This is a genomic window from Rhizobium sp. ERR 1071, from assembly GCF_007828675.1.
GTDB lineage: Bacteria > Pseudomonadota > Alphaproteobacteria > Rhizobiales > Rhizobiaceae > Rhizobium > Rhizobium dioscoreae.
In genome coordinates this window covers 981,159-1,001,034 of sequence record NZ_VITM01000001.1, presented here as the reverse complement: position 1 = coordinate 1,001,034, position 19,876 = coordinate 981,159, and the positions used below count along the sequence as shown (strand labels likewise).

Here is a 19,876-nt window from a genome sequence, read left to right as displayed (position 1 = left end):
ACCGGGCCTTTTGCTTTGGCCAGACGTCGAATAGTGCGCGGGTGCCTGTTGTTAAAACCCCGAGATGAAATGCCGGATCGCATCCGGAACATCGCCCAAATGTAAAATCGGAGCATGTCCTTGTCCTCTCGCGATCTTGATGGCCATTCCCGGATGGCGGCTTGCCATCTCGTCTGTTGTGGTCTGTGTCAGAAGCTTCGAATTCTCCCCGCGAATCACCATCAGTGGAATATCTTGAAACGCTTGGAATTGCGGCCAGAGGTCTGGAATCGGCGCCTCCAGGTCGAGTGCCTGCATCTGCGCTGCGATGGCGGGATCGTAATCGGCAATCGGCTTGCCGTCACGAAAGGCATAGATTGCCCGTGCCATGTCCTGCCAATCCTCCTCGTCAAGCGCGCCAAAGGCGCTGCCATGGTTCTCCCGAAGGATCTCGATCACCTCGTCCCAATTGGCGGGTTTCTTGTCCCGGTTGAGATAATCGCGGATATCCGCCAATCCGATCTTCTCAAGGACTGGACCGATATCGTTGAGAATCACCGCCTTGAGGATATCGGGCCGACTGGCCGCTAGCATATGAAGGACCAGGCCGCCGCGCGAGGTGCCGATGAAGATGGCCTGATGAATCCCGAGCGCAGCGCAAACCGCGAGGACATCTTGCCCTTCCACGATGAGATTGTAGTGAGATTTGTCCTCATCCCATTCGGATGCTCCGCGCCCGCGGGCATCGAGCGTGATCACTCTGCGCGGGGCTACCGGGTCCTGTGACAGAAGCAGCGCCAGTTGATGAAAGTCCCGCGAGTTTCGCGTCAAGCCGGGCAGACAGAAGACGGGTGTTCTGGCCTTCGTGGTCGTCTCGTCACCGGCATAGTCCCGCACATGGAGCTTCAGGCCATCTTCCGCTGCGATCGTTCTGACAAGAAAACCGCTTTCGTCGTCGCTGCTCATGCGTCATCCCTCGTGCTCTGGCTATCACGAGTGATGTAACGTCATTTTCTCAACCTTCACAACTGCGGTTGTTGGCTGAAGCATATCGCGTAAGGCCGGGCGGCGGCTTTGCGATAGTACTGGGGCTTAGCCGCGGCCGTCAACCAGATCGTGTACGATGTCGGTCTTCTGTCCCAGCCGCGCCTTGTAGACCTGATAGTTTTCCATCACGCGCTGCACGTAGTTGCGGGTCTCGGGGAAGGGGATGCGCTCGATCCAGTCGATCACATCGTCGAGCGATTTGCCGCGCGGGTCGCCATAGCGGCTGATCCATTCCGGCACCTTGTTCGGCCCTGCATTGTAAGCGATGAAGGTCAGAATGTAGGAGCCGCCGAAGGTGTCGATCTGCTCGCCGAGGTAATGAGCGCCAAGCGTGGCATTGTAGCCCGCATCCTGCGTCAGCTTGTCGGCTGAAAAGGCCATTCCGTGCCGGCCGGCAACCGCCTTTGCCGTCTTCGGCAGCAGCTGCAGCAGGCCTCGGGCATTGGCAGAGGAAACGGCGGCCGGATTGAAGGCGCTCTCCTGCCGGGCAATGGCATAGGCTAGCGCTTTGCCGGAGCCGGAAATATTCGCATTGTCCGGAATGACGCCGATCGGGAAGGCGAGTGCAGCGACGTCGATGCCGCGCCCATAGGCGATCTTGCCGATCTGGAGCGAAAGCTGGTGATTGCCGGAACGCTCCGCGCGGGCAGCCAGCATGGCGACTTCGCCGGGACTATCCAGCTGTTTCGCGAGCGCACGATAGAGCGCATCGGCACGCCATCCGTGCCCTGCGGCCTCAAGCCGCGAAATCGCCTGTACCGCCTCACGCCCCTGGAAGCGCTGGCGATCCGTAGCCGAGGGCGAGGGATAGGTGACGTTGAGGGTGCGGCGGCCAAGCTTCTCGGCGGCAAGCTGGCCGTAGAAGGTGCTCGGATAAGAGGCGGCCTTCGCGTAGAAATCGGCAGCCTTGCCCGGTCCGCCCGCTTCGGCGGCACGGCCGAGCCAATACCAGCCGCGCGATTGCGAGATCGGGCCGTTCGAGACCTGCAGGATCTTGCGGAAATGGGCTGACGCGTTTGCGCCGTCCTGCAGGCCGCGCAGAGCGTACCAGCCGGCATGGAACTCGGCCTCGCCGACATCCTGCGGGCTTTCTGCGACGCTGGCATCGACGACGCGGTAGGCGGCCTTGAACTCACCCTGATCCACCAGGCCGCGGCTGACGATGCGCTGCTCGGCCCACCATGCGCCGGGGCTGACAAGCACGCTGCGATCTTTGGGCATTTGCGCCAGAAGATTGGCGGCATCGTCATATTTGTTCTGACGACGCAGGTTTTCGATCCGCATGAAGAGATAGGCGGGGTCCTTGCGCCATTGCGCGTCGATGGCTGCGATCAGCGCATCGGCCTTCGGCGAGCGATCATTGACCGCCGCCCACGCCTTATAGAGCGATTGCGCTTTGCCGAGGTCGCCGAAGCGTTTGGCCTGCGCGGTCCGGTCGCGGTAAAGCAGATAATCCATGCGCGCCTTGTGATCGGCAGGCGAAAGCAGACTGGGGAATTCCGCAAGGATCTTGTCTTCGAGAGGCTTGTCCAATGGCTCATCGCGCCAGATCTTGCGGATCAGCTTTCCGGCCTGTGCCGACGCGCCGCGTGCCATAAGAGCACGCGAGAGGATGATGCTGCCCTCCACGGTCTCCGGCTGCGAGCTGCCGAAGGCGGCAAGGACTTGATCCGTTGCCGGATTTTCTATGTAGAGCGCCCGCTCGGAATTGGCGCGCAGGCTGCCGAGGCCCGGCCAGCCTTGCAGCTCGCGGGCCGCGGCAGCAATCTCGCCGGAGGGAATGCCTGGTTGGCCCGAAGTCGCGATTGCCCAGGTCAGGATATGGCGATCAAGCGTGCCTTCACCCATGCCGTTGCGGATGGCAAGCGCCTGCATCGGGTTCTTGTTGGAAAGGGCGTCGAGGCCTGCCTTCAGGTCTCCGCTCACCGGCGCGATGGTGCCGCCACGCGGGATCGCGGCCGTGCTCATGGGGTCCGGCGCCATGGCGACATAGGCGTTGGCGCTCGTCGGTATCTGCTGGCCGGGAAGTTGCGAGGCAACCGCGCCCCAGGCGACCGCCAAGCCCACGGCGGTCCAGATCATGACAGGTCTCTTCATCCGGCTACTCACAAAACAAACAGGCCCCTTCCATTTGCCAAATGCAATATTAACGAAACCTTACCGGTGGTCCGAATTTCAATCAATTATGATATCGGAAACTGCCCTTAACCATTCAAAGCGTGCTTGTCGCCGTCAAGCCGGCGCTTTATGGTGCGCGGATTCATAACCATGGATTGCGGCTGAAGCATGAATGCCGCGCCGCTAGGAGACTTGCATGTTCCAGGGATCCATTCCCGCTCTCGTTACGCCCTTTACTGACGCCGGCAAGGTGGACGAGGCATCCTTCGCCTCGCATGTGGATTGGCAGATAAAAGAGGGCAGCAAGGGACTGGTGCCCGTTGGAACGACGGGTGAATCGCCCACCCTCTCGCATGATGAACACAAGCGCGTCGTCGAGCTCTGCATCGAGATCGCCAACAAGCGCGTCCCGGTGATGGCGGGCGCTGGCTCGAACAACACGCGCGAGGCGATCGAGCTGGCGCAACATGCCGAAAAGGTCGGCGCCGATGCGGTGCTGGTCGTGACACCCTATTACAACAAACCGACGCAGAAGGGCCTCTACGCGCATTTCGCTGCGATCGCGGAAGCGGTGAAGTTGCCGATCTATATCTACAACATTCCCGGCCGCTCGGTGGTCGATATGACGCCGGAGACGATGGGCGCGCTCGCCAAGGCCTACGCCAATATCGTCGGTGTAAAGGATGCGACCGGCAAGATCGAACGCGTCTCCGAACAGCGCATCAGCTGCGGCCGCGATTTCCGCCAGCTTTCCGGTGAGGATGCGACGGCGCTCGGCTTCAATGCCCATGGCGGCGTCGGCTGCATCTCGGTCACCGCCAATGTCGCGCCGCGCCTTTGCGCCGAATTCCAGGCGGCCACACTTGGCGGTGACTATGCCAAGGCGCTCGAATATCAGGATCGCCTGATGCCTCTGCACAAGGCGATCTTCCTTGAACCCGGTCTCTGCGGCGCCAAGTACGGTCTTTCGCGTCTTGGCCGCATGAGCCGCAACGTGCGCTCGCCGCTCCTGTCGACCCTGGAGCCGGGCACTGAGGCAGCGATCGACGCGGCCATGCGCCATGCCGGCCTCCTGAACTAACGGCGTCACAGGCGCGCTGCCGAAACTCTGCAGGCCGCTCTCTTCACAAGGAGAGCGGTCTCGCTTATTTAGAGGGCAGGAACTTGGCGTGCCTCTGGCCGCTGCCGGAATGACGCAAGAAAAGAAGAAGAATCATGGCACCCAAAGGCAGCCAGCGTGTGGTGAAGAAGATTGTGGCGGAGAACCGCAAGGCACGCTTCAACTACGAGATCATTGACACTTACGAAGCAGGGCTCGTGCTGAAGGGTACCGAGGTCAAGTCGCTGCGCGAAGGCAAGGCGAATATTGCAGAGTCCTACGCTTCGGACGAGGATGGCGAGATCTGGCTGATCAACTCCTATCTGCCGGAATACCTGCAGGCGAACCGCTTCAATCACGAGCCGCGCCGCCGCCGCAAGCTGCTGCTTTCCAGCCGCGAAATCGGCCGGCTGCGCTCGGCCATCAATCGCGAAGGCATGACGCTCGTGCCGCTGAAAATCTACTTCAACGACAGCGGCCGCGCCAAGTTGGAACTGGCCCTCGCCAAGGGCAAGAAGCTGCATGACAAGCGCGAGTCCGAGAAGGAGCGCGATTGGAACAGGCAGAAGAGCCGCCTGCTCAAGGACAATGGGTGAGGGTGAGGAGCGGTCGGGCAAAGCCCGAGCAATCGATCCAGTGAATCGATTGCAGCGACGAACGCCCCTTCGGCGAGCTCAGGATGCCCTAGCGAAGGGCCGGCGGCCGCGGCAACAACAAACGCTTCCCGGCGTCCACAACCATCCCTGCGCAACCACAGCTGCGCGTCAGTCGATTGCAGCGACGAACGCCCCTTCGGCGAGCTCAGGATGCCCTAGCGAAGGGCCAACTGCCGCGGCAACTGCAAACGCTTCCGCTGCGCGCAACTACTCTCCGGCGGCCAGTAACCTGTCAGATGCAGCCAGTCCCAATTATTCTTCGTCATCCGAAGCGGCCGGTGTCGGTTCGGCGGGACGTTGTGGACGCTCGGAAGCCTCGCGGCCGATTTCGGCCTTCAGCGATACGAGATCGATGAAATGATCGGCCTGACGGCGCAGATCGTCGGCGATCATCGGCGGCTGGGTCGCCATGGTCGAGATGACCGATACCTTGCGTCCGCGACGCTGGAGAGCTTCAACGAGGGTCGTGAAATCGCCGTCGCCGGAAAAGATCACCAGATGATCGACGGTTTCGGACTGCTCCATGGCGTCAATCGCCAGCTCGATGTCCATATTGCCCTTGATCTTTCGGCGTCCCATGGAATCGGTGAATTCCTTGGCCGGCTTGGTAATCACCTTGTAGCCGTTGTAATCGAGCCAATCGATCAGCGGCCGGATGGAGGAATATTCCTGATCTTCGATGAGGGCGGTGTAATAATAGGCGCGCAGCAGATAGCCGCGCTTCTGAAATGCTTTCAGGAGCTTCCGGTAGTCGATATCGAAGCCGAGGCTCTTGGATGCAGCGTAGAGATTGGCGCCGTCTATAAAGAGTGCAATTTTTTCGCGTGGGTCAAACATCTCTTACATATCCACTGTTATAAAAACGTAATCACTTCATTCAAACACAAGCTAAAACAATGCCTTGTAGGGCGTTGCAGAATAATTCGTATTACTTTATGAATTATTCATATAACCCAGATTTAGGGCACGCAATGCGATATTCCAAGCAATCCAAGGTAGAAATCGTTGTTTGTCTGGGGGAATTTTAGCACTTTCCGGAAGGGTGCAAAGGCGCTGAAACAGGAAAAACTTGAATTTGCCATCGTTTGCTTGTATCGGCGTGCTACTCCGAGACATGATGACGACATCACGACCGCAAAGGACAGGCAATGGCCCGTGTCACAGTAGAAGATTGCATTGATAAAGTAGAGAACCGGTTCGAGCTCGTGCTGCTCGCCAGCCATCGCGCCCGCCTGATTTCGCAGGGCTCGTCGATCACCATCGATCGCGACAACGACAAGAATCCTGTTGTTGCTCTGCGCGAAATCGCCGACGAGACGCTGTCGCCGGACGATCTCAAGGAAGATCTCATCCATTCGCTGCAGAAGCATGTCGAAGTGGATGAGCCTGAGCCCGATCCCGCAAGCCTGCTCGCCGCCGGCGCTTCCGCCTCCAGCGACGAGGAAGAAGATCTGCCGGAAACTGTTACGTTCGATCAGATGTCGGAAGAAGAGCTTCTGGCCGGTATCGAAGGTCTGGTTCCGCCGGAAAAAAGCGACGATTACTGATCGTCGATCTTGATGCTCCGGGCAGGAGCGATATGATGGGGAAATGCGTGCGCCGGTCATATGACTGGCGCGCTTTTGTTTTTGCTGGAGTAGCTTTGGAATGATGCGGCAATACGAGCTTGTTGAGCGCGTGCAGAAATACAAGCCCGATGCCAACGAAGCTCTCCTCAACAAAGCCTATGTTTATGCGATGCAGAAGCATGGCCAGCAGAAACGTGCCAGCGGCGACCCCTATATTTCCCATCCTCTCGAAGTTGCTGCGATCCTGACGGATATGCGCCTGGATGAATCGACCATTGCGGTCGCTCTTCTCCACGACACGATCGAGGATACGACGGCGACGCGCGCCGAAATCGATGAGATGTTCGGCGAAGACATCGGTCGCTTGGTCGAGGGTCTGACGAAGATCAAGAAGCTGGATCTCGTCACCAAGAAGGCCAAGCAGGCCGAAAATCTGCGCAAACTGCTGCTCGCCATTTCCGACGATGTGCGCGTGCTTCTGGTGAAGCTTGCCGACCGCCTGCACAATATGCGCACGCTCGATCACATGTCGCCGGAAAAGCGCGCCCGCATCTCCGAGGAGACGATGGAAATCTATGCGCCGCTTGCCGGCCGCATGGGTATGCAGGACATGCGCGAGGAGCTGGAGGAGCTTTCCTTCCGCCATATCAATCCCGAAGCGCATGATACCGTCACCAAGCGCCTTGAGGAACTGTCGCGTCGTAACGAGGGCCTGGTCAAGAAGATCGAGACCGAGCTGCGCGATCTGCTCGTCGCCAATGGCCTTGCCAACGCCATGGTCAAGGGCCGGCTGAAAAAGCCCTATTCGGTCTTTCGCAAGATGCAGTCGAAGTCGCTCTCCTTCGAGCAGCTCTCCGACGTCTACGGCTTCCGCCTTCTGGTCGACGATATTCCCTCCTGCTATCGGGCGCTCGGCATCGTCCATACCCGCTGGCGCGTCGTTCCCGGCCGCTTCAAGGATTATATCTCGACGCCTAAGCAGAATGATTACCGCTCGCTGCACACGACGATCGTCGGCCCTTCGAGCCAGCGCATCGAACTGCAGATCCGCACCAAGCGCATGCATGAGATCGCCGAATTCGGCATTGCCGCCCACACGCTTTATAAGGATGGCGCCAACACCAATGGCGATAGCGAGCTCCTGTCGAGGGAAAGCAACGCCTATTCCTGGCTGCGCCATACGATCGAGGCGTTGGCCGAGGGCGATAGCCCTGAAGAGTTCCTAGAGCACACGAAGCTCGAACTGTTCCAGGACCAGGTCTTCTGTTTCACGCCCAAGGGCAAGCTGATCGCCCTGCCGCGCGGCGCGACGCCGATCGACTTTGCCTATGCCGTCCACACCAATATCGGTGACACCACGGTCGGCGCCAAGATCAACGGCCGCATCATGCCGCTCGTCACGCGGCTGAACAATGGCGATGAGGTCGAGATCATCCGCTCGGGCGTGCAGGTGCCGCCGGCCGCCTGGGAAGAGATCGTGGTCACCGGCAAGGCGCGCGCCGCCATTCGCCGCGCAACCCGCCTTGCCATCCGCAAGCAATATGCCGGCCTCGGCCATCGCATTCTGGAGCGCACCTTCGAGCGCGCCGGCAAGGTCTTCTCGCGCGATGCCCTGAAGCCGGCCCTGCATCGCCTCGGCCAGAAGGATGTCGAGGATGCGATCGCCGCCGTTGGGCGAGGGGAGATGTCGTCGCTTGATGTCTTGCGCGCCGTCTATCCCGATCATCAGGACGAACGGGTGACCGTGAAGCCCGCCGGCGACGAGGGCTGGTTCAACGTCCGCAGCGCCTCGGGCATGATCTTCAAGATACCCGGCAAGAACAAGGCCGAGGTTTCCGACGGCGCCGATCTCGATGCGCCGCCGATCCGCGGCATCTCCTCGAATGTCGAGGTGCATTTCGCGCCGACCGGCGCTGTCCCCGGCGACCGCATCGTCGGCATCATGGAAAAGGGCAAGGGCATCACCATATATCCGATCCAGTCGCCTGTTCTGCAGCGGTTCGATGACGAGCCGGAGCGGTGGATCGATGTGCGCTGGGATCTGGACGAGGCCAACAAGTCCCGCTTTGCCGCCCGCATCCTGATCAATGCCCTCAATGAGCCGGGCACCCTGGCGAAGGTGGCGCAAACCGTGGCGGATGTGGACGTCAATATCCGGGTGCTCAACACCGTTCGGGTTGCAGCCGATTTCACCGAAATGGCGCTCGACGTCGAAGTCTGGGATCTGCGCCAGCTCAACCAGCTTCTGGTGCAGCTCAAGGAACTCGACTGCATCGCGACAGTAAAGCGCCTCTACGAATGAGATCCGCCGGGATTGCTGTCGATCCGAGGCAGGCTGCATATTTTGTGATCATTTTATGACCAAATTCGAGCGCATTTTTGGGTAGATATGCATAGAGTGCATGGCTGCGTATATTTTAGAGCGGTGGTAATTAACCTTTGTCAGGCCTATCTTCTGGTCATCGAAGAAACGAAACTGAGATGAGAGAAGACAATGTTTAGCCCGATCAAGAAAATCGCCCGTGCCCTGCGTGTTCCGAGTGTTGAAGAACGCGAAATGGCTTACCTGAATGGTTCGCATGACCGTTTTGACCTTGAGTATCGTCAGCGTCAGGTCGACCGCGGTCTGTTCCGCACGCGTTAATCGCTGTTAATACTTGAAAGACCAGAAGGGGCGCGCCGTTGTTGCGCCCTTGGAGCATCCCGATCTTGCGGGATTGCTTCCTGTAAATGAGGAGAGCGTCCATTTTCTGCGCGCCGTGCAGATGACGTTCCCAAAAAGAGCCGCACTTTAGGTTCTTAATCAGTGCATGATACGTTTGGCCGCTCTTGTCACGACGGCCTCCATTGCACTAGATAAGCCGCATGCTGTTTCGTCGCCGAAAACCACTGACATTCAAGGAAAAACTGCGGGAACACCTTTGGCCCCGCAAGGGTTTCGTCCGTTCGTTCCAATATTTCGGTAAGCGCCTCGTTCGCCTCGCCGCCTCGCCGCATTCGGTTGCGGCCGGCTTTGCGGCGGGCATTGTCGTGTCCTGGACGCCGTTCATCGGTGTGCATTTCGTCATGGCGATCATCATAGCCTATCTCGTCGGTGGCAATGTCATTGCCTCCGCGCTCGGCTGTCTGGCTGCCGGCAATCCGATTACCTACCCCTTCATCTGGGCTTTGACCTGGGAAATCGGTCATCTGATCCTGGCGCGTGACAGTGGTGGCCAGGGCGGCAGCATCGATCTGCCAGCGCTGTGGCACAAGGGCGATCTCAGGCAAATCTGGGACCCGGTTTTGAAGCCGATGCTGATCGGCGGCATTCCGCCCGCCATCGTGACGGGTGTGATCGTCTATGCGCTTACCTATTATGGTGTGAAGACCTTCAAGACGCGCCGCAAGGAGCGTTTGATGGAACGTGCGCGCGAGCGGCTCGCGCTCGCCGAAAACGCATCGAGCGTCTGACGTGCCTGACCGTGTCCGGGCCGCCAGGAGGGCCTTCCCATGATTATCGGCATAGGCAGCGACCTTATCGACATCCGCCGGGTCGAGAAGACGATCGAACGTTTCGGCGCCCGGTTCACCGAGCGCTGCTTTACCGATATTGAGCGCGCCAAGTCCGAGCGCCGCAAGAACAAGGCGGCCTCCTATGCCAAGCGTTTTGCTGCCAAGGAAGCCTGCTCCAAGGCTTTGGGCACGGGGTTGGCGCAGGGTGTTTTCTGGCGCGACATGGGGGTCGTCAATCTGCCAAGCGGTAAGCCGACGATGCAATTGACCGGCGGTGCCGCCGAAAGAGTGGCGGCCATGCTGCCACCAAATCATCGCGCCGCCATTCATTTGACTATAACGGATGATTTTCCTCTTGCTCAGGCTTTTGTGATCATCGAAGCGCTGCCGATGGATGCCTGAATCACGACTGTATGTCGCTTTTGGCAACCGCGCCATTGCCGCGATGATGTGAAGCGAGTAGACAGTGCCTGAATGCAAGTGCGCCGGTGGGGTGCGAAAAAGGAATAAGACTGCGTGTCCGAGAAAGCCGTAAAACAGCAGAACGCCCTGTGGGAGAACATCAAGGTCATCGTACAGGCGCTCGTCCTGGCCATGATCATCCGCACGTTTCTCTTTCAGCCATTCACCATCCCGTCAGGCTCAATGATGCCGACGCTTCTTGTCGGCGATTACATCTTCGTCAACAAGTTCGCCTACGGCTATTCCAAGTATTCAATGCCGTTCTCGCCGGATCTGTTCAGCGGCCGCATCCTGGGCAGCGAACCGAAGCGTGGCGACGTCGTGGTTTTCCGCTTCCCGCCGAATCCGGATGTTGACTACATCAAGCGCGTGATCGGTCTGCCGGGCGACCGCATCCAGGTGAAGAGCGATATCCTCTACATCAACGGTCAGGCCGTTCCGCGCGAGCCGCATGGCACCTTCTCCTCGGACTACAGCCAGGAGCCGGGCGACAACATCGCCGTCTACAGCGAGCGCCTGCCTGATACCGGCAAGGTCTATGACACGCTGGATCTTTCGCCGAATTCGCGTGGCGACAATACCCAGGAATATGTCGTTCCGCCGGGCCATTACTTCATGATGGGCGACAATCGCGACAATTCCGACGATAGCCGTTTCGATGTCGGCTATGTCCCTGCCGAGAACCTGATCGGCCGCGCCAGCATCATCTTCTTCTCGCTGGGCCACGACACCTCGTTCCGCGAAGTCTGGAAATGGCCGACCAACATGCGTTGGGACCGTATTTTCAAGGTTGTCGAATGACGAAGGCGCAGACGCTCTCCCAGGCGGATCGTGCCAGGCTTGAGGTCGTTATAGGCCATGAATTCGCCGAAAAGGAGCGTCTCGACCGCGCGCTGACCCATGCCAGCGCGCGGACGCACAAGACGGGCAACTATGAACGGCTGGAATTTCTCGGCGACCGTGTTCTCGGCCTGTGCATTGCAGAATTGCTTTTCAAGACCTTCGGCGCGGCGACGGAAGGCGAGCTTTCGGTACGTCTCAACCAGCTGGTGAGTGCAGAGACCTGCGCCGAAGTTGCCGATGAGATGGAGTTGCATCTTTACATCCGCACCGGCGCCGACGTGAAGAAGCTCACGGGCAAGCGCATGCTCAACGTGCGCGCCGATGTCGTCGAAAGCCTGATTGCCGCGCTTTATCTGGATGGCGGCCTTGAAGTCGCCCGCGCGTTCATCCTGCGTTTCTGGGAGCGCCGGGCTATTCGGCCGGAAGGCGCAAGGCGCGATGCAAAGACGGAATTGCAGGAATGGGCGCATGCGAAATTTGGCGTCACTCCGGTCTATAGGGTTGATGATCGCAGCGGACCGGATCATGATCCGCGCTTCACGGTGACCGTGGAAGTCAAGGGTACAGCGCCCGAAACGGGAATAGAGCGCTCCAAACGTGCGGCCGAACAGATGGCGGCGACACGGATCCTGGAGCGCGAAGGTGTATGGCAGCCTCAGTTAACTGAGAAGTGACTGCCGGGGAATAGTGACAAATGAGCAATCAGCAGGATACCTCAGCCGAAGACGGCGCGGCTGAACATATCGGTCCGACGCATTCGGGCTTCGTCGCCCTTATCGGCCCCACCAATGCCGGCAAGTCTACGCTGGTCAACCGGCTTGTGGGCGCCAAGGTTTCGATCGTCAGCCACAAGGTGCAGACGACACGCGCCATCGTGCGCGGCATTGCCATTCACAACAATGCGCAGATCGTCTTCATGGACACGCCCGGCATCTTCAAGCCGCGCCGCCGGCTGGATCGCGCCATGGTGACGTCTGCCTGGGGCGGAGCCAAGGATGCCGACCTCATCATGCTGTTGATCGACAGCGAGCGCGGCTTGCGCGGCGATGCCGAGGCCATTCTGGAAGGCTTGAAGGACGTTTCCCAGCCGAAGATCCTGGTTTTGAACAAGATCGACCGCGTCCGCCGCGAGGATCTGCTGGCACTTGCCGCCGCCGCCAACGAGAAGATCGCCTTCGAGCAGACCTTCATGATCTCGGCGGAGAACGGCTCCGGCTGCGACGACGTGATGGATTATCTGGCAAAGACCTTGCCGGAAGGCCCCTGGTACTATCCCGAGGATCAGATTTCGGACCTGCCGATGCGCCAGCTCGCCGCCGAAATTACCCGGGAAAAGCTGTTCCTGCGCCTGCACCAGGAGCTTCCCTATTCCTCGCATGTCGAGACCGAGAAATGGGAGGAGCGCAAGGATGGCTCGGTGCGCATCGAACAGGTGATCTATGTCGAGCGCGAGAGCCAGAAGAAGATCGCGCTCGGCAAGGGCGGCGAGACGATCAAGGCGATCTCAACCGCGTCGCGCAAGGAACTCTCCGAAATTCTGGAACAGCCCGTGCACCTTTTCCTCTTCATCAAGGTCCGCGAAAACTGGGGAGACGATCCCGAGCGTTTCCGGGAGATGGGGCTCGATTTCCCGCATTGATGGAACTTTGCTTCCGTGAGCGCTTTATATTGCAGCGGTTTATCGGGCATGTCGCTTTGCCGCTGCAACTGAGGGGAGCATTTCATGACGAAGGCAGCTGCGACTGTGCATGGACAACGCACGCCCTGCCAGCAATGTCCACTAAGATCCCTGCCGCATTTCCGAGAATTCGAGCGCGACGAGCTGAATTTCATCAGCGGTTTCAAGAAGGGCGAACTTCTCGTCGACGCCGGTGCCACGATCTTTCTTGAAGGCGCGCATAGCGCCCACCTTTTCACCATCCTCTCCGGCTGGGGCTTCCGCTACAAGACGCTGGAGGATGGGCGCCGCCAGATTCTGAACTATGTGATGCCCGGCGACCTCATCGGATTGCAAGGTTCGATCATGGGCGAGATGCAGCACTCGACGGAGGCGCTTTCGCCAATATCGCTTTGCGTCTTCGAGCGCACGGAATTGATGACGCTCTACAATTCCCATCCTTCGCTAGCCTATGATCTGACCTGGATCGCATCGCGAGAGGAGCGGATACTGGATGAACATCTTCTAAGCATAGGTCGCCGCTCCGCGCTCGAGCGTGCAGCCTATCTGATCGCGTATCTGCATCAGCGTGCCCGCGCACTCCGCTTGTTCAATGGCAGCAAGACCATCCCCATCCGGCAGCAGCACGTCGCCGACACGCTTGGTCTTTCGGTGGTTCATACCAACAAGACATTGAAAAAGTTGGCGGCGCGGAAGCTGCTGCTCTGGAACGAGCGAGGCTGTGAGGTTTTGGACAGCGAAGGCCTTGCTGAGCTCGCCGGTTGGGACGGCCTTGATTCGGTCAGGCGCCCCTTCATTTGAGGGCAGCCTTTTGCACAAACGACATGTCTTTTTTAAATGCTGACGACAACTGTATCAGCATAGATTATTGTTATCGTCACTTTTCGACCAGTTTCACCTTTTACTAACCGCGGCGGCAAAAGCGATTGGAGCATGGTGACGAGCCCATAGTCCCGCAGTGCAAAAAGTGCGAAGCGGATTGGAGGCGAAGTCATGTCACAAGAGACTGAGCCAAAACGGATGGGCAAAGCCATCCATTCAAGACGGGCCGATGATTGGCGCCGGAGGGATAGATGCGGGACTTTTTACGGGGTGCGCCAATTGGCGCGTACGTGCAAGGATGGCGCTGATATGACGTTTCAGCGCGTCCTTATACTGGAAGATAATCTTATCATTGCCATGGAGGCGGAGGAAATTCTTCACCTCGTCGGAATTCAACAAATTGAGATTGCTTCGAATCTGGAGCAGGCGGTCAACGCCATTCATTCGGAACATTATGATTTTGCAATGCTCGACGTGAATCTTGGGGAGTCGACCAGTTTCGGCTTTGCCCGATTGCTGATGGAACGCGGCATTTCCTTCGGCTTCGTCAGCGGCTATTCCGATACACTCGATTTTCCGGCAGATCTGCGGCATGTGCCGCTTTTGAACAAGCCTTTCGACGAGCAATCCATGCGCCTCTTCGTCGAGACGCTGGCCGGCGGTTCCCCGCTCGCCATGTGACAGCGGCAGTCATTTGTCCTAAACTCGAATCGCAGAAATCTTTCGGGGCAACCGGCCGATGCAATGGCAGGACCATGCGATCATTCTGGGCGTCAAACGTCTCGGCGAGACCAGCGTCGTCGCCGAGGTGATGACGCGTACCCGCGGTCGCCATATGGGATTGGTGCGATCCGGCCGCTCGCGCGCCATGCAGCCGGTGCTGCAGGCCGGCAATCTCGTCGAAGTCACCTGGCGGGCAAGACTGCATGAGCATCTCGGCGAATTTCGCATGGAGCCGGTGACACTGAGGGCTGCGCGGCTGATGGAGACAGCGACCGCTGTCTATGGCGTACAGGCGATGGCCGCTTTGCTGCGGCTGCTGCCGGAGCGCGATCCACACCCGCATCTTTACGATGCGCTCGATGTCATCCTTGAAAACCTGCAGAATCCCGCCGACGCGGGTGAACTCTTCGTGCGCTTCGAGCTTGCCGTGTTGAATGATCTTGGTTTCGGCCTCGATTTGACGGAATGCGCGGCAACTGGCGTGCGTGAGGATCTGGCTTTCGTTTCGCCGAAGTCCGGGCGTGCCGTCTGCCGGGCAGCCGGCATGCCCTGGGCGGACAAGATGTTGGCATTGCCGCCGTTTCTGACGACAGGGGCCATGATCGCCGCAGATAGGGAAAGCCTTTCCGCCGCTTTCCGTCTTACTGGCTTCTTTCTGCATCGACACGTCTACGAACCGCGCGGCATAGAGATTGCCGCGGCGCGCGACGGCTTTATGCAAGCCGCGCTGAAGGCGGTTGCCGTCGCTTCGCTGAACGAGGGCATGGCATCCCCGGGCCTTGTCGCCAAAGGCTGAGCAGTAAAAGGCCTGCACAGAGGGTCAGTTTTAGCGCCGCTTGAGTGCCCAGCCTTCCGGCCGTTCCTCGAGCACCGTCACCGTATCGCCGATCTTCACAGCGCCTTCGCCACGCGGCACGGCATTCCAGCCGAAGAGCGGGCCGGGCACGCGCCGGTCGGCGGACATGCGGATACGGCCCATGGCGGGCATCGGGTTCGGCACGTCGCGCGAGCCTGTCTGCTGATCCTGCGTCGTCATGATGCAGCGCGAACAGGGCTTGACGAGATCGAGGCGGATACCGCCGATTTCGATGGCGGCCCAGCGATCCTCCGGCCATTCCTCGTCGATATCGATGACGATGTTGGGGCGGAAGCGCTCCATGCCGACTGCACCTTCGCCGTGAGCGGCAAGATTGGCGTTGAGTGCCTTTAGCGAGCCGGTCGTCGTGACGAGGATCTGGTATCCGTCTGCAAAGGTGACAGGCGTATCCTCGCCGGCCCATTCCGGGTTGGCGATGCGCTTCGCGAGCCTGTCGAAGAACACCATCCTGACCTCGCGATCCAGCCAGGCCGACAGGGCCTTGTTGGTTTCTTCATCCGCGACGGAGGCGTTGACGGCTGATTTCCAGACGATGATATCCATGCGGTTGTCGGGGTGGGGTGGCGGCACGATGATGTCAGCCTTGCCCTCCATCTTCAGACGCAGATAGGAAGGCGCCGGCTGGATATCGATCCGGGCCAGTGCCTGCAATTCGCGCTGGGTGATGAAGTTGCCCGAGGGATCGACCAGCATGGCGCGGCGGTCACCCGCGAGACCGAAGGCATCGATGGCTGCCGACGGAATGGCGATGCCGCGGGCGCTCTTGAGGGGATAGATGAAAAGATCGCTGACGCGCATGGGTGGCCCTCAGATTTCGTCCATAAACATTGTCAGCACGGTCTTCAGCCGGTCATGCCGCGCTTCGGCAAACCTGGCCCCGGTCTCGGTCTGGAATCCATCCGCAAGTTTGAACAGCTTTGTCTCGAAATGGTCAATGGCGAAGCGCTTGTCGTCAAGCGGCCGCTCTGTCGCAAGCGGATCGAACGGGTCGTAAAGACCGGAACCGAGACGGCCTGCAATGTAGAAGCAACGTGCCGCACCGATCATGCCGATGGCATCCAGCCGGTCGGCATCCTGCAGGATCTTCGCTTCGAGCGTTTCCGGCTGCAGGTTGGCGGAGAAACTATGCGTGGTGATCGCATGCGCGGCAGCCGCAATATCGTCGTCCGCCCAGCCGAGCTGCCGCAGAATGCCCGAAGCTTTCTCGGCTGCGAGCCGCGAGGCCTGCGCGCGATGCGGCGAATTTTTTTCGACTGCAACGCAATCGTGCAGCAGCACGGCCGCGGCGAGAATACGGGCATTGCCACCTTCTTCGGCCTGGATGGCCATGGCATTGCGGAAGACGCGCAGGATATGGGCAATATCGTGCGAACCGTCATCGCCATCCGCGGCGTGGGGGATGAGATCCGCAGCCAGTGCTTCGAACGGGGCGAAAGCCCGCGCCATCTTGTCGGTATTCATGGTCGCACTTGCTCCGGGATGATCAGTCGGCAGGTTCTTTCCTCCTACCGGGCGAATGGATTCGCCGCAATCACTCCGTCGCTTTCTTGCGCGTCAGGATTCTCTGATAGAACAGGCCGATACCGATCAAGACAGCGCCAAGGCCGATGAAGGATAGCGCCCGGAGGAAGCCTTCAAGGTTCGCCATGTCGATCAGGAAGGCCTTCACGACGGCGATGAAGACCAGCACCGCCGAGGCGATGCGCAGGCTCCGGGCCTCGAGGCGGGTCCCGAGCCCGAGAAGCGCGATGCCGATCAGCAGCCAGACGACGGAATAGGAATAGAGCTCGCCCTGGATGAAACCGTTCCAGAAGGGAATGTACTCGCCCTGCCAGAAGCGCCGCACCGACAGGGTCGCCCATGCGAAGGCCATGACGGCCGCCGCGACCGCCAACATGCCGACATAGGGCAGGGGACGACGATTGCGGGCAAAGAGCGCCAGGCCGGCATAAGCGATGGCTGGCAGGAGATAGGCGAGCAGCAGCAGATTGAAGAGCGGGATGCCACCTGTGCTCTCACCCGTCATGAACGGGTTCAGCCCCAGCAGATGCAGGGTCAGGATCATGAAGACCGAAATGACGCCGAGCGCCATGCCGCCATAGCGGAAGACAGGGCTTGCGGCGCTGAGATCGAGCGCCATCAGCGTCGCCGAGGCACCGATCGCCAGCAGCGTGTAGATCGACTGTTCGCCGAGCGTCGGAACCGCATCGTTCAGGACGCCGCCATTCATGGCATGGCGCACGAGGATAGCGATCGTCAGCAACACAAGGAAGCAGGCGAGCGCCTGCAAAGCGTTGCGCAGCCGCGGGCTCTGCGAATGACGGGTGATGAAGGTGGCTAGGACGGCAAGGGCGGCCGGAATGCCGTAGCCGGCAAGCAGCATGTTGAAGACCGGTGTCGTGCCGAGTTCCGAAGGATCGACAATCGTCGGCTGCCAGGCGATGCGCCCCATGGCGATGACCAGTGCAGCAACCATGGTCCATGGCAGAACGGGCCAGTTGCGCAGCCGTTCCGCCAGCAGATAGACGATGCCGAGAACCGGCAGCAGGATCGTCGCGGTGGCATGATGCGCAAGCGTATGCAGGGCAAAGACTGCGGCGGCAAAAGAGCCGGCCGCCAGGATATTCGTCGGCAGCTTCAACGCTTCTCCGTCTCGGCGATCCTGCCATTCCGCGAGCCCGATGAGAACTAGGGCCAGTCCGATGCCGTAAAGCCCATGCAGCCAGTCGAGCGTCCAGTTGCCGAAGTTGACGAAGCTGATCGTCGCGATCGCCAGCGGCGTGGCGGCCATGACGAGGCTCCAAAGTGCGGCATAGGGTTTCTCCGCCTGGGCGAAGCGCCTGAGGAAAAAGGCGCCGATCAGTACGAAGAGGGCACCGATGCCGAGCACTTCATAGAGCACCGTGCTCTGCAGACCGGCAGTTCCGTCCGTACCCGTGGATTCGATCCCGGCAATCCAGTTGGCCAGAATGCCGGACGCGCCGATGACGGCGACAAGCGCCGACAGGATCGTTGCCCAGGCTGCATGCAGGCGACCGGCACCGAAGGCAGCTACCGCCGCAACGATCGCCGCAAACATGAATGTGGCGTCGACAATGGGATATCCATATCGAAGGCTGTAGCTGACGATGCAGAGCGATACCGTAAGCGCGCCAATCGCCGCCGTCAGCGTCATGCCGAGCGGCGGACGGGCGAGAAACGCCGCCCATCCCATGCCGGCACTCAATTGCTGAGGCACATCATCGGCGGGCGCCGTTGCGCTGTCTTCCTTTGCTGCCTCGGAGATCGGATAGCGCCCCGGCCAGAGGAAGATGGTGCCGCCGATCATCGCAAGCATAGCAAGCGTAACCGGCGTCAGATCGACGGTGGGGCTGAAGGTGATGTAGAGCAGAGGCCAGAGGCTCAGCAGCCCATTTGCTAGGGATGGCGCGATCAGCCAGCGGCGCAGGCGGGATGCCAATAGGGTCGCAAGCCAGATCAGAACGAGATAGCTGAAGAGTGTCCAAGGGCGTGGCGCAGTCGATGCGATCAGGGCAGGGGTTGCCATTGATGCCAGCAGACCAAGGCCGGCAAGCGCCTGCCCATGCAATAGCGATAGTCCGAGCGTCGCGAGCGAGATTAGTGCGAGAAGAATGAAGGCGGTCGTGGGGCCGATGAATTCGTAAATGGCATGCGCGGCATAGGTCGCGCCGAACAGGGCAACGACGCCAGCCGCCGTCAAGACGCCAGGGATCATCGCATTCTGGAAGGCATTGTTCAGAACCGGTGCGGCGCGGCGGCGGATCACTTCACCGGCGGCAATCAGGACGAGACCGAAGAGCGCCGCAAGAACAAGCCGGACGCTGGGGCTGAGAAGACCGCTCTCGATCGAATATTTGACCATGAAGACGCCGCCGAGCGCCAGCGCGATGCCGCCGACCCAGACGGCCCAGCGTGCACCGATCGTGCTCTCCAGGCTTTCCTTCGTCTGCACGGATGTCTGGCCGGCAAGAGGCGTGGTCTCTTCCTCGACCACATCCGCGACATTGTTTGCGGCGAGGGCCGGTTGCTCGGTATCGGGCGCGGAGGTGTCTTCGATCACCGCTTTCGGCTCTTCTTCGACAGGCTGTCTAGCAGCAAGAGCCATCGAATCCGTCGCAGGAATCGATTCGCCCGTTTCCGCTGTCAGCACCTTGCCCGCGAGAGCATTTTGCAGCTCCTGAACGCGCGCTTCCAGCTGTCTTATCCTTAGGTTGTGGCCTCGCAGTACCAGGATACCAACGACCAGGATGACGAGCGGTAACAATTCCATCATGTCTTCTCCATGGGCGATCCGCTTTAGCATATACGAAACCACTCGCCGGGTAAGATTAGATAGTCAGATTCCCCTATGATTCCAGTGGATTATGCCGGATCGCCTCAAAACGGATTGCAAAGGCAACATTAGGAAATTCAGATTTACCGCTTGGGAACTATGGTTAATACTCATTAACAATTTGTCTTTACCGGCAGCGCGAAGCAGCTTAATAA

The 19,876-nt window shown here is 59.7% G+C and carries 19 protein-coding genes; 13 read left to right on the top strand and 6 right to left on the bottom strand.

The features are described from left to right. Positions 1-51: 51 nt before the first annotated feature. The gene (locus FBZ99_RS05040) at positions 52-945 is read right to left on the bottom strand and encodes an alpha/beta fold hydrolase (RefSeq protein ID WP_113333819.1); all 894 of its coding nucleotides are present in this window, start codon (positions 943-945) and stop codon (positions 52-54) included. Positions 946-1,071: 126 nt separating this feature from the next. Continuing rightward, positions 1,072-3,123: a lytic transglycosylase domain-containing protein gene (locus FBZ99_RS05035; RefSeq protein ID WP_113333820.1), complete on the bottom strand. Its 2,052-nt coding sequence runs from the start codon at positions 3,121-3,123 to the stop codon at positions 1,072-1,074. Positions 3,124-3,340: 217 nt separating this feature from the next. Between FBZ99_RS05035 and dapA the strand changes: the two genes are divergently transcribed. Both dapA and smpB read left to right on the top strand, forming a co-directional pair. Beyond that, entirely contained in the window at positions 3,341-4,225 is an 885-nt protein-coding gene (gene dapA / locus FBZ99_RS05030; RefSeq protein ID WP_113333821.1) for a 4-hydroxy-tetrahydrodipicolinate synthase, read from the top strand. Positions 4,226-4,359: 134 nt separating this feature from the next. Further along, positions 4,360-4,839 carry an SsrA-binding protein SmpB gene (smpB, locus tag FBZ99_RS05025; RefSeq protein WP_069616140.1) on the top strand — a complete coding sequence of 160 codons (480 nt, stop codon included), beginning with the start codon at positions 4,360-4,362 and terminating at the stop codon, positions 4,837-4,839. 312 nt (positions 4,840-5,151) lie between these two features. On the opposite strand, the gene FBZ99_RS05020 is transcribed toward smpB, so the two are convergent. Continuing rightward, positions 5,152-5,736, bottom strand: coding sequence for a LabA-like NYN domain-containing protein (locus FBZ99_RS05020; protein ID WP_069616141.1), 585 nt, complete (start codon positions 5,734-5,736; stop codon positions 5,152-5,154). 311 nt (positions 5,737-6,047) lie between these two features. Here FBZ99_RS05020 and rpoZ point away from each other — a divergent pair, with 311 nt between their 5' ends. The 11 genes from rpoZ (at position 6,048) to recO (ending at position 15,286) form a co-directional block, all read left to right on the top strand. Then, the gene (rpoZ, locus tag FBZ99_RS05015; protein WP_069616142.1) at positions 6,048-6,446 is read left to right on the top strand and encodes a DNA-directed RNA polymerase subunit omega; all 399 of its coding nucleotides are present in this window, start codon (positions 6,048-6,050) and stop codon (positions 6,444-6,446) included. Positions 6,447-6,546: 100 nt separating this feature from the next. Continuing rightward, positions 6,547-8,769: a RelA/SpoT family protein gene (locus FBZ99_RS05010; protein ID WP_113329125.1), complete on the top strand. Its 2,223-nt coding sequence runs from the start codon at positions 6,547-6,549 to the stop codon at positions 8,767-8,769. 192 nt (positions 8,770-8,961) lie between these two features. After that, a complete protein-coding gene (locus FBZ99_RS05005; RefSeq protein ID WP_015339295.1) occupies positions 8,962-9,111 on the top strand; it encodes a DUF3563 family protein in 150 nt (49 codons plus the stop codon). A gap of 221 nt (positions 9,112-9,332) precedes the next feature. Next, positions 9,333-9,920, top strand: coding sequence for a DUF2062 domain-containing protein (locus tag FBZ99_RS05000; RefSeq protein WP_145631710.1), 588 nt, complete (start codon positions 9,333-9,335; stop codon positions 9,918-9,920). Between the two features lie 39 nt (positions 9,921-9,959). Then, entirely contained in the window at positions 9,960-10,364 is a 405-nt protein-coding gene (gene acpS, locus FBZ99_RS04995; protein WP_015339297.1) for a holo-ACP synthase, read from the top strand. Positions 10,365-10,478: 114 nt separating this feature from the next. Then, complete coding sequence (gene lepB, locus FBZ99_RS04990) at positions 10,479-11,225, top strand: signal peptidase I (RefSeq protein ID WP_113351661.1); 747 nt, start codon at positions 10,479-10,481, stop codon at positions 11,223-11,225. Then, positions 11,222-11,941, top strand: coding sequence for a ribonuclease III (gene rnc / locus FBZ99_RS04985; RefSeq protein ID WP_145631707.1), 720 nt, complete (start codon positions 11,222-11,224; stop codon positions 11,939-11,941). Before lepB ends, rnc begins: the two co-directional genes overlap by 4 nt. A gap of 20 nt (positions 11,942-11,961) precedes the next feature. After that, complete coding sequence (era, locus tag FBZ99_RS04980; protein ID WP_113329122.1) at positions 11,962-12,906, top strand: GTPase Era; 945 nt, start codon at positions 11,962-11,964, stop codon at positions 12,904-12,906. Between the two features lie 84 nt (positions 12,907-12,990). After that, complete coding sequence (locus FBZ99_RS04975; protein WP_113351664.1) at positions 12,991-13,746, top strand: Crp/Fnr family transcriptional regulator; 756 nt, start codon at positions 12,991-12,993, stop codon at positions 13,744-13,746. A 219-nt stretch (positions 13,747-13,965) separates the two neighbouring features. Next, entirely contained in the window at positions 13,966-14,448 is a 483-nt protein-coding gene (locus FBZ99_RS04970) for a response regulator (RefSeq protein WP_233788697.1), read from the top strand. A 58-nt stretch (positions 14,449-14,506) separates the two neighbouring features. Continuing rightward, on the top strand, positions 14,507-15,286 hold the full coding sequence (gene recO / locus FBZ99_RS04965) for a DNA repair protein RecO (RefSeq protein ID WP_069616149.1): 780 nt from the start codon (positions 14,507-14,509) through the stop codon (positions 15,284-15,286). A 30-nt stretch (positions 15,287-15,316) separates the two neighbouring features. Here recO and FBZ99_RS04960 read toward each other — a convergent pair whose 3' ends face one another. The 3 genes from FBZ99_RS04960 to FBZ99_RS04950 all read right to left on the bottom strand — a co-directional run bounded on the left by FBZ99_RS04960 (position 15,317) and on the right by FBZ99_RS04950 (position 19,658). After that, positions 15,317-16,165, bottom strand: coding sequence for an MOSC domain-containing protein (locus FBZ99_RS04960; protein ID WP_113351665.1), 849 nt, complete (start codon positions 16,163-16,165; stop codon positions 15,317-15,319). 9 nt (positions 16,166-16,174) lie between these two features. Beyond that, a complete protein-coding gene (locus tag FBZ99_RS04955; protein WP_371864907.1) occupies positions 16,175-16,828 on the bottom strand; it encodes an HD domain-containing protein in 654 nt (217 codons plus the stop codon). 70 nt (positions 16,829-16,898) lie between these two features. After that, entirely contained in the window at positions 16,899-19,658 is a 2,760-nt protein-coding gene (locus FBZ99_RS04950) for a DUF2339 domain-containing protein (RefSeq protein ID WP_113352015.1), read from the bottom strand. Positions 19,659-19,876 lie beyond the last annotated feature (218 nt).

What these genes read in the sequence shown, in the direction of transcription:
- dapA (WP_113333821.1), top strand. Translation starts at nt 3,341, where the DNA reads ATGTTCCAGGGATCCATTCCCGCTCTCGTTACGCCCTTTACTGACGCC.
- smpB (WP_069616140.1), top strand. Translation starts at nt 4,360, where the DNA reads ATGGCACCCAAAGGCAGCCAGCGTGTGGTGAAGAAGATTGTGGCGGAG.
- FBZ99_RS05040 (WP_113333819.1), bottom strand. Translation starts at nt 945, where the DNA reads ATGAGCAGCGACGACGAAAGCGGTTTTCTTGTCAGAACGATCGCAGCG.
- FBZ99_RS04955 (WP_371864907.1), bottom strand. Translation starts at nt 16,828, where the DNA reads ATGAATACCGACAAGATGGCGCGGGCTTTCGCCCCGTTCGAAGCACTG.
- rnc (WP_145631707.1), top strand. Translation starts at nt 11,222, where the DNA reads ATGACGAAGGCGCAGACGCTCTCCCAGGCGGATCGTGCCAGGCTTGAG.
- FBZ99_RS05010 (WP_113329125.1), top strand. Translation starts at nt 6,547, where the DNA reads ATGATGCGGCAATACGAGCTTGTTGAGCGCGTGCAGAAATACAAGCCC.
- FBZ99_RS05035 (WP_113333820.1), bottom strand. Translation starts at nt 3,123, where the DNA reads ATGAAGAGACCTGTCATGATCTGGACCGCCGTGGGCTTGGCGGTCGCC.
- FBZ99_RS04950 (WP_113352015.1), bottom strand. Translation starts at nt 19,658, where the DNA reads ATGGAATTGTTACCGCTCGTCATCCTGGTCGTTGGTATCCTGGTACTG.
- FBZ99_RS04970 (WP_233788697.1), top strand. Translation starts at nt 13,966, where the DNA reads ATGGGCAAAGCCATCCATTCAAGACGGGCCGATGATTGGCGCCGGAGG.
- FBZ99_RS04960 (WP_113351665.1), bottom strand. Translation starts at nt 16,165, where the DNA reads ATGCGCGTCAGCGATCTTTTCATCTATCCCCTCAAGAGCGCCCGCGGC.
- recO (WP_069616149.1), top strand. Translation starts at nt 14,507, where the DNA reads ATGCAATGGCAGGACCATGCGATCATTCTGGGCGTCAAACGTCTCGGC.
- FBZ99_RS05020 (WP_069616141.1), bottom strand. Translation starts at nt 5,736, where the DNA reads ATGTTTGACCCACGCGAAAAAATTGCACTCTTTATAGACGGCGCCAAT.
- FBZ99_RS05000 (WP_145631710.1), top strand. Translation starts at nt 9,333, where the DNA reads ATGCTGTTTCGTCGCCGAAAACCACTGACATTCAAGGAAAAACTGCGG.
- rpoZ (WP_069616142.1), top strand. Translation starts at nt 6,048, where the DNA reads ATGGCCCGTGTCACAGTAGAAGATTGCATTGATAAAGTAGAGAACCGG.
- FBZ99_RS05005 (WP_015339295.1), top strand. Translation starts at nt 8,962, where the DNA reads ATGTTTAGCCCGATCAAGAAAATCGCCCGTGCCCTGCGTGTTCCGAGT.
- FBZ99_RS04975 (WP_113351664.1), top strand. Translation starts at nt 12,991, where the DNA reads ATGACGAAGGCAGCTGCGACTGTGCATGGACAACGCACGCCCTGCCAG.
- acpS (WP_015339297.1), top strand. Translation starts at nt 9,960, where the DNA reads ATGATTATCGGCATAGGCAGCGACCTTATCGACATCCGCCGGGTCGAG.
- era (WP_113329122.1), top strand. Translation starts at nt 11,962, where the DNA reads ATGAGCAATCAGCAGGATACCTCAGCCGAAGACGGCGCGGCTGAACAT.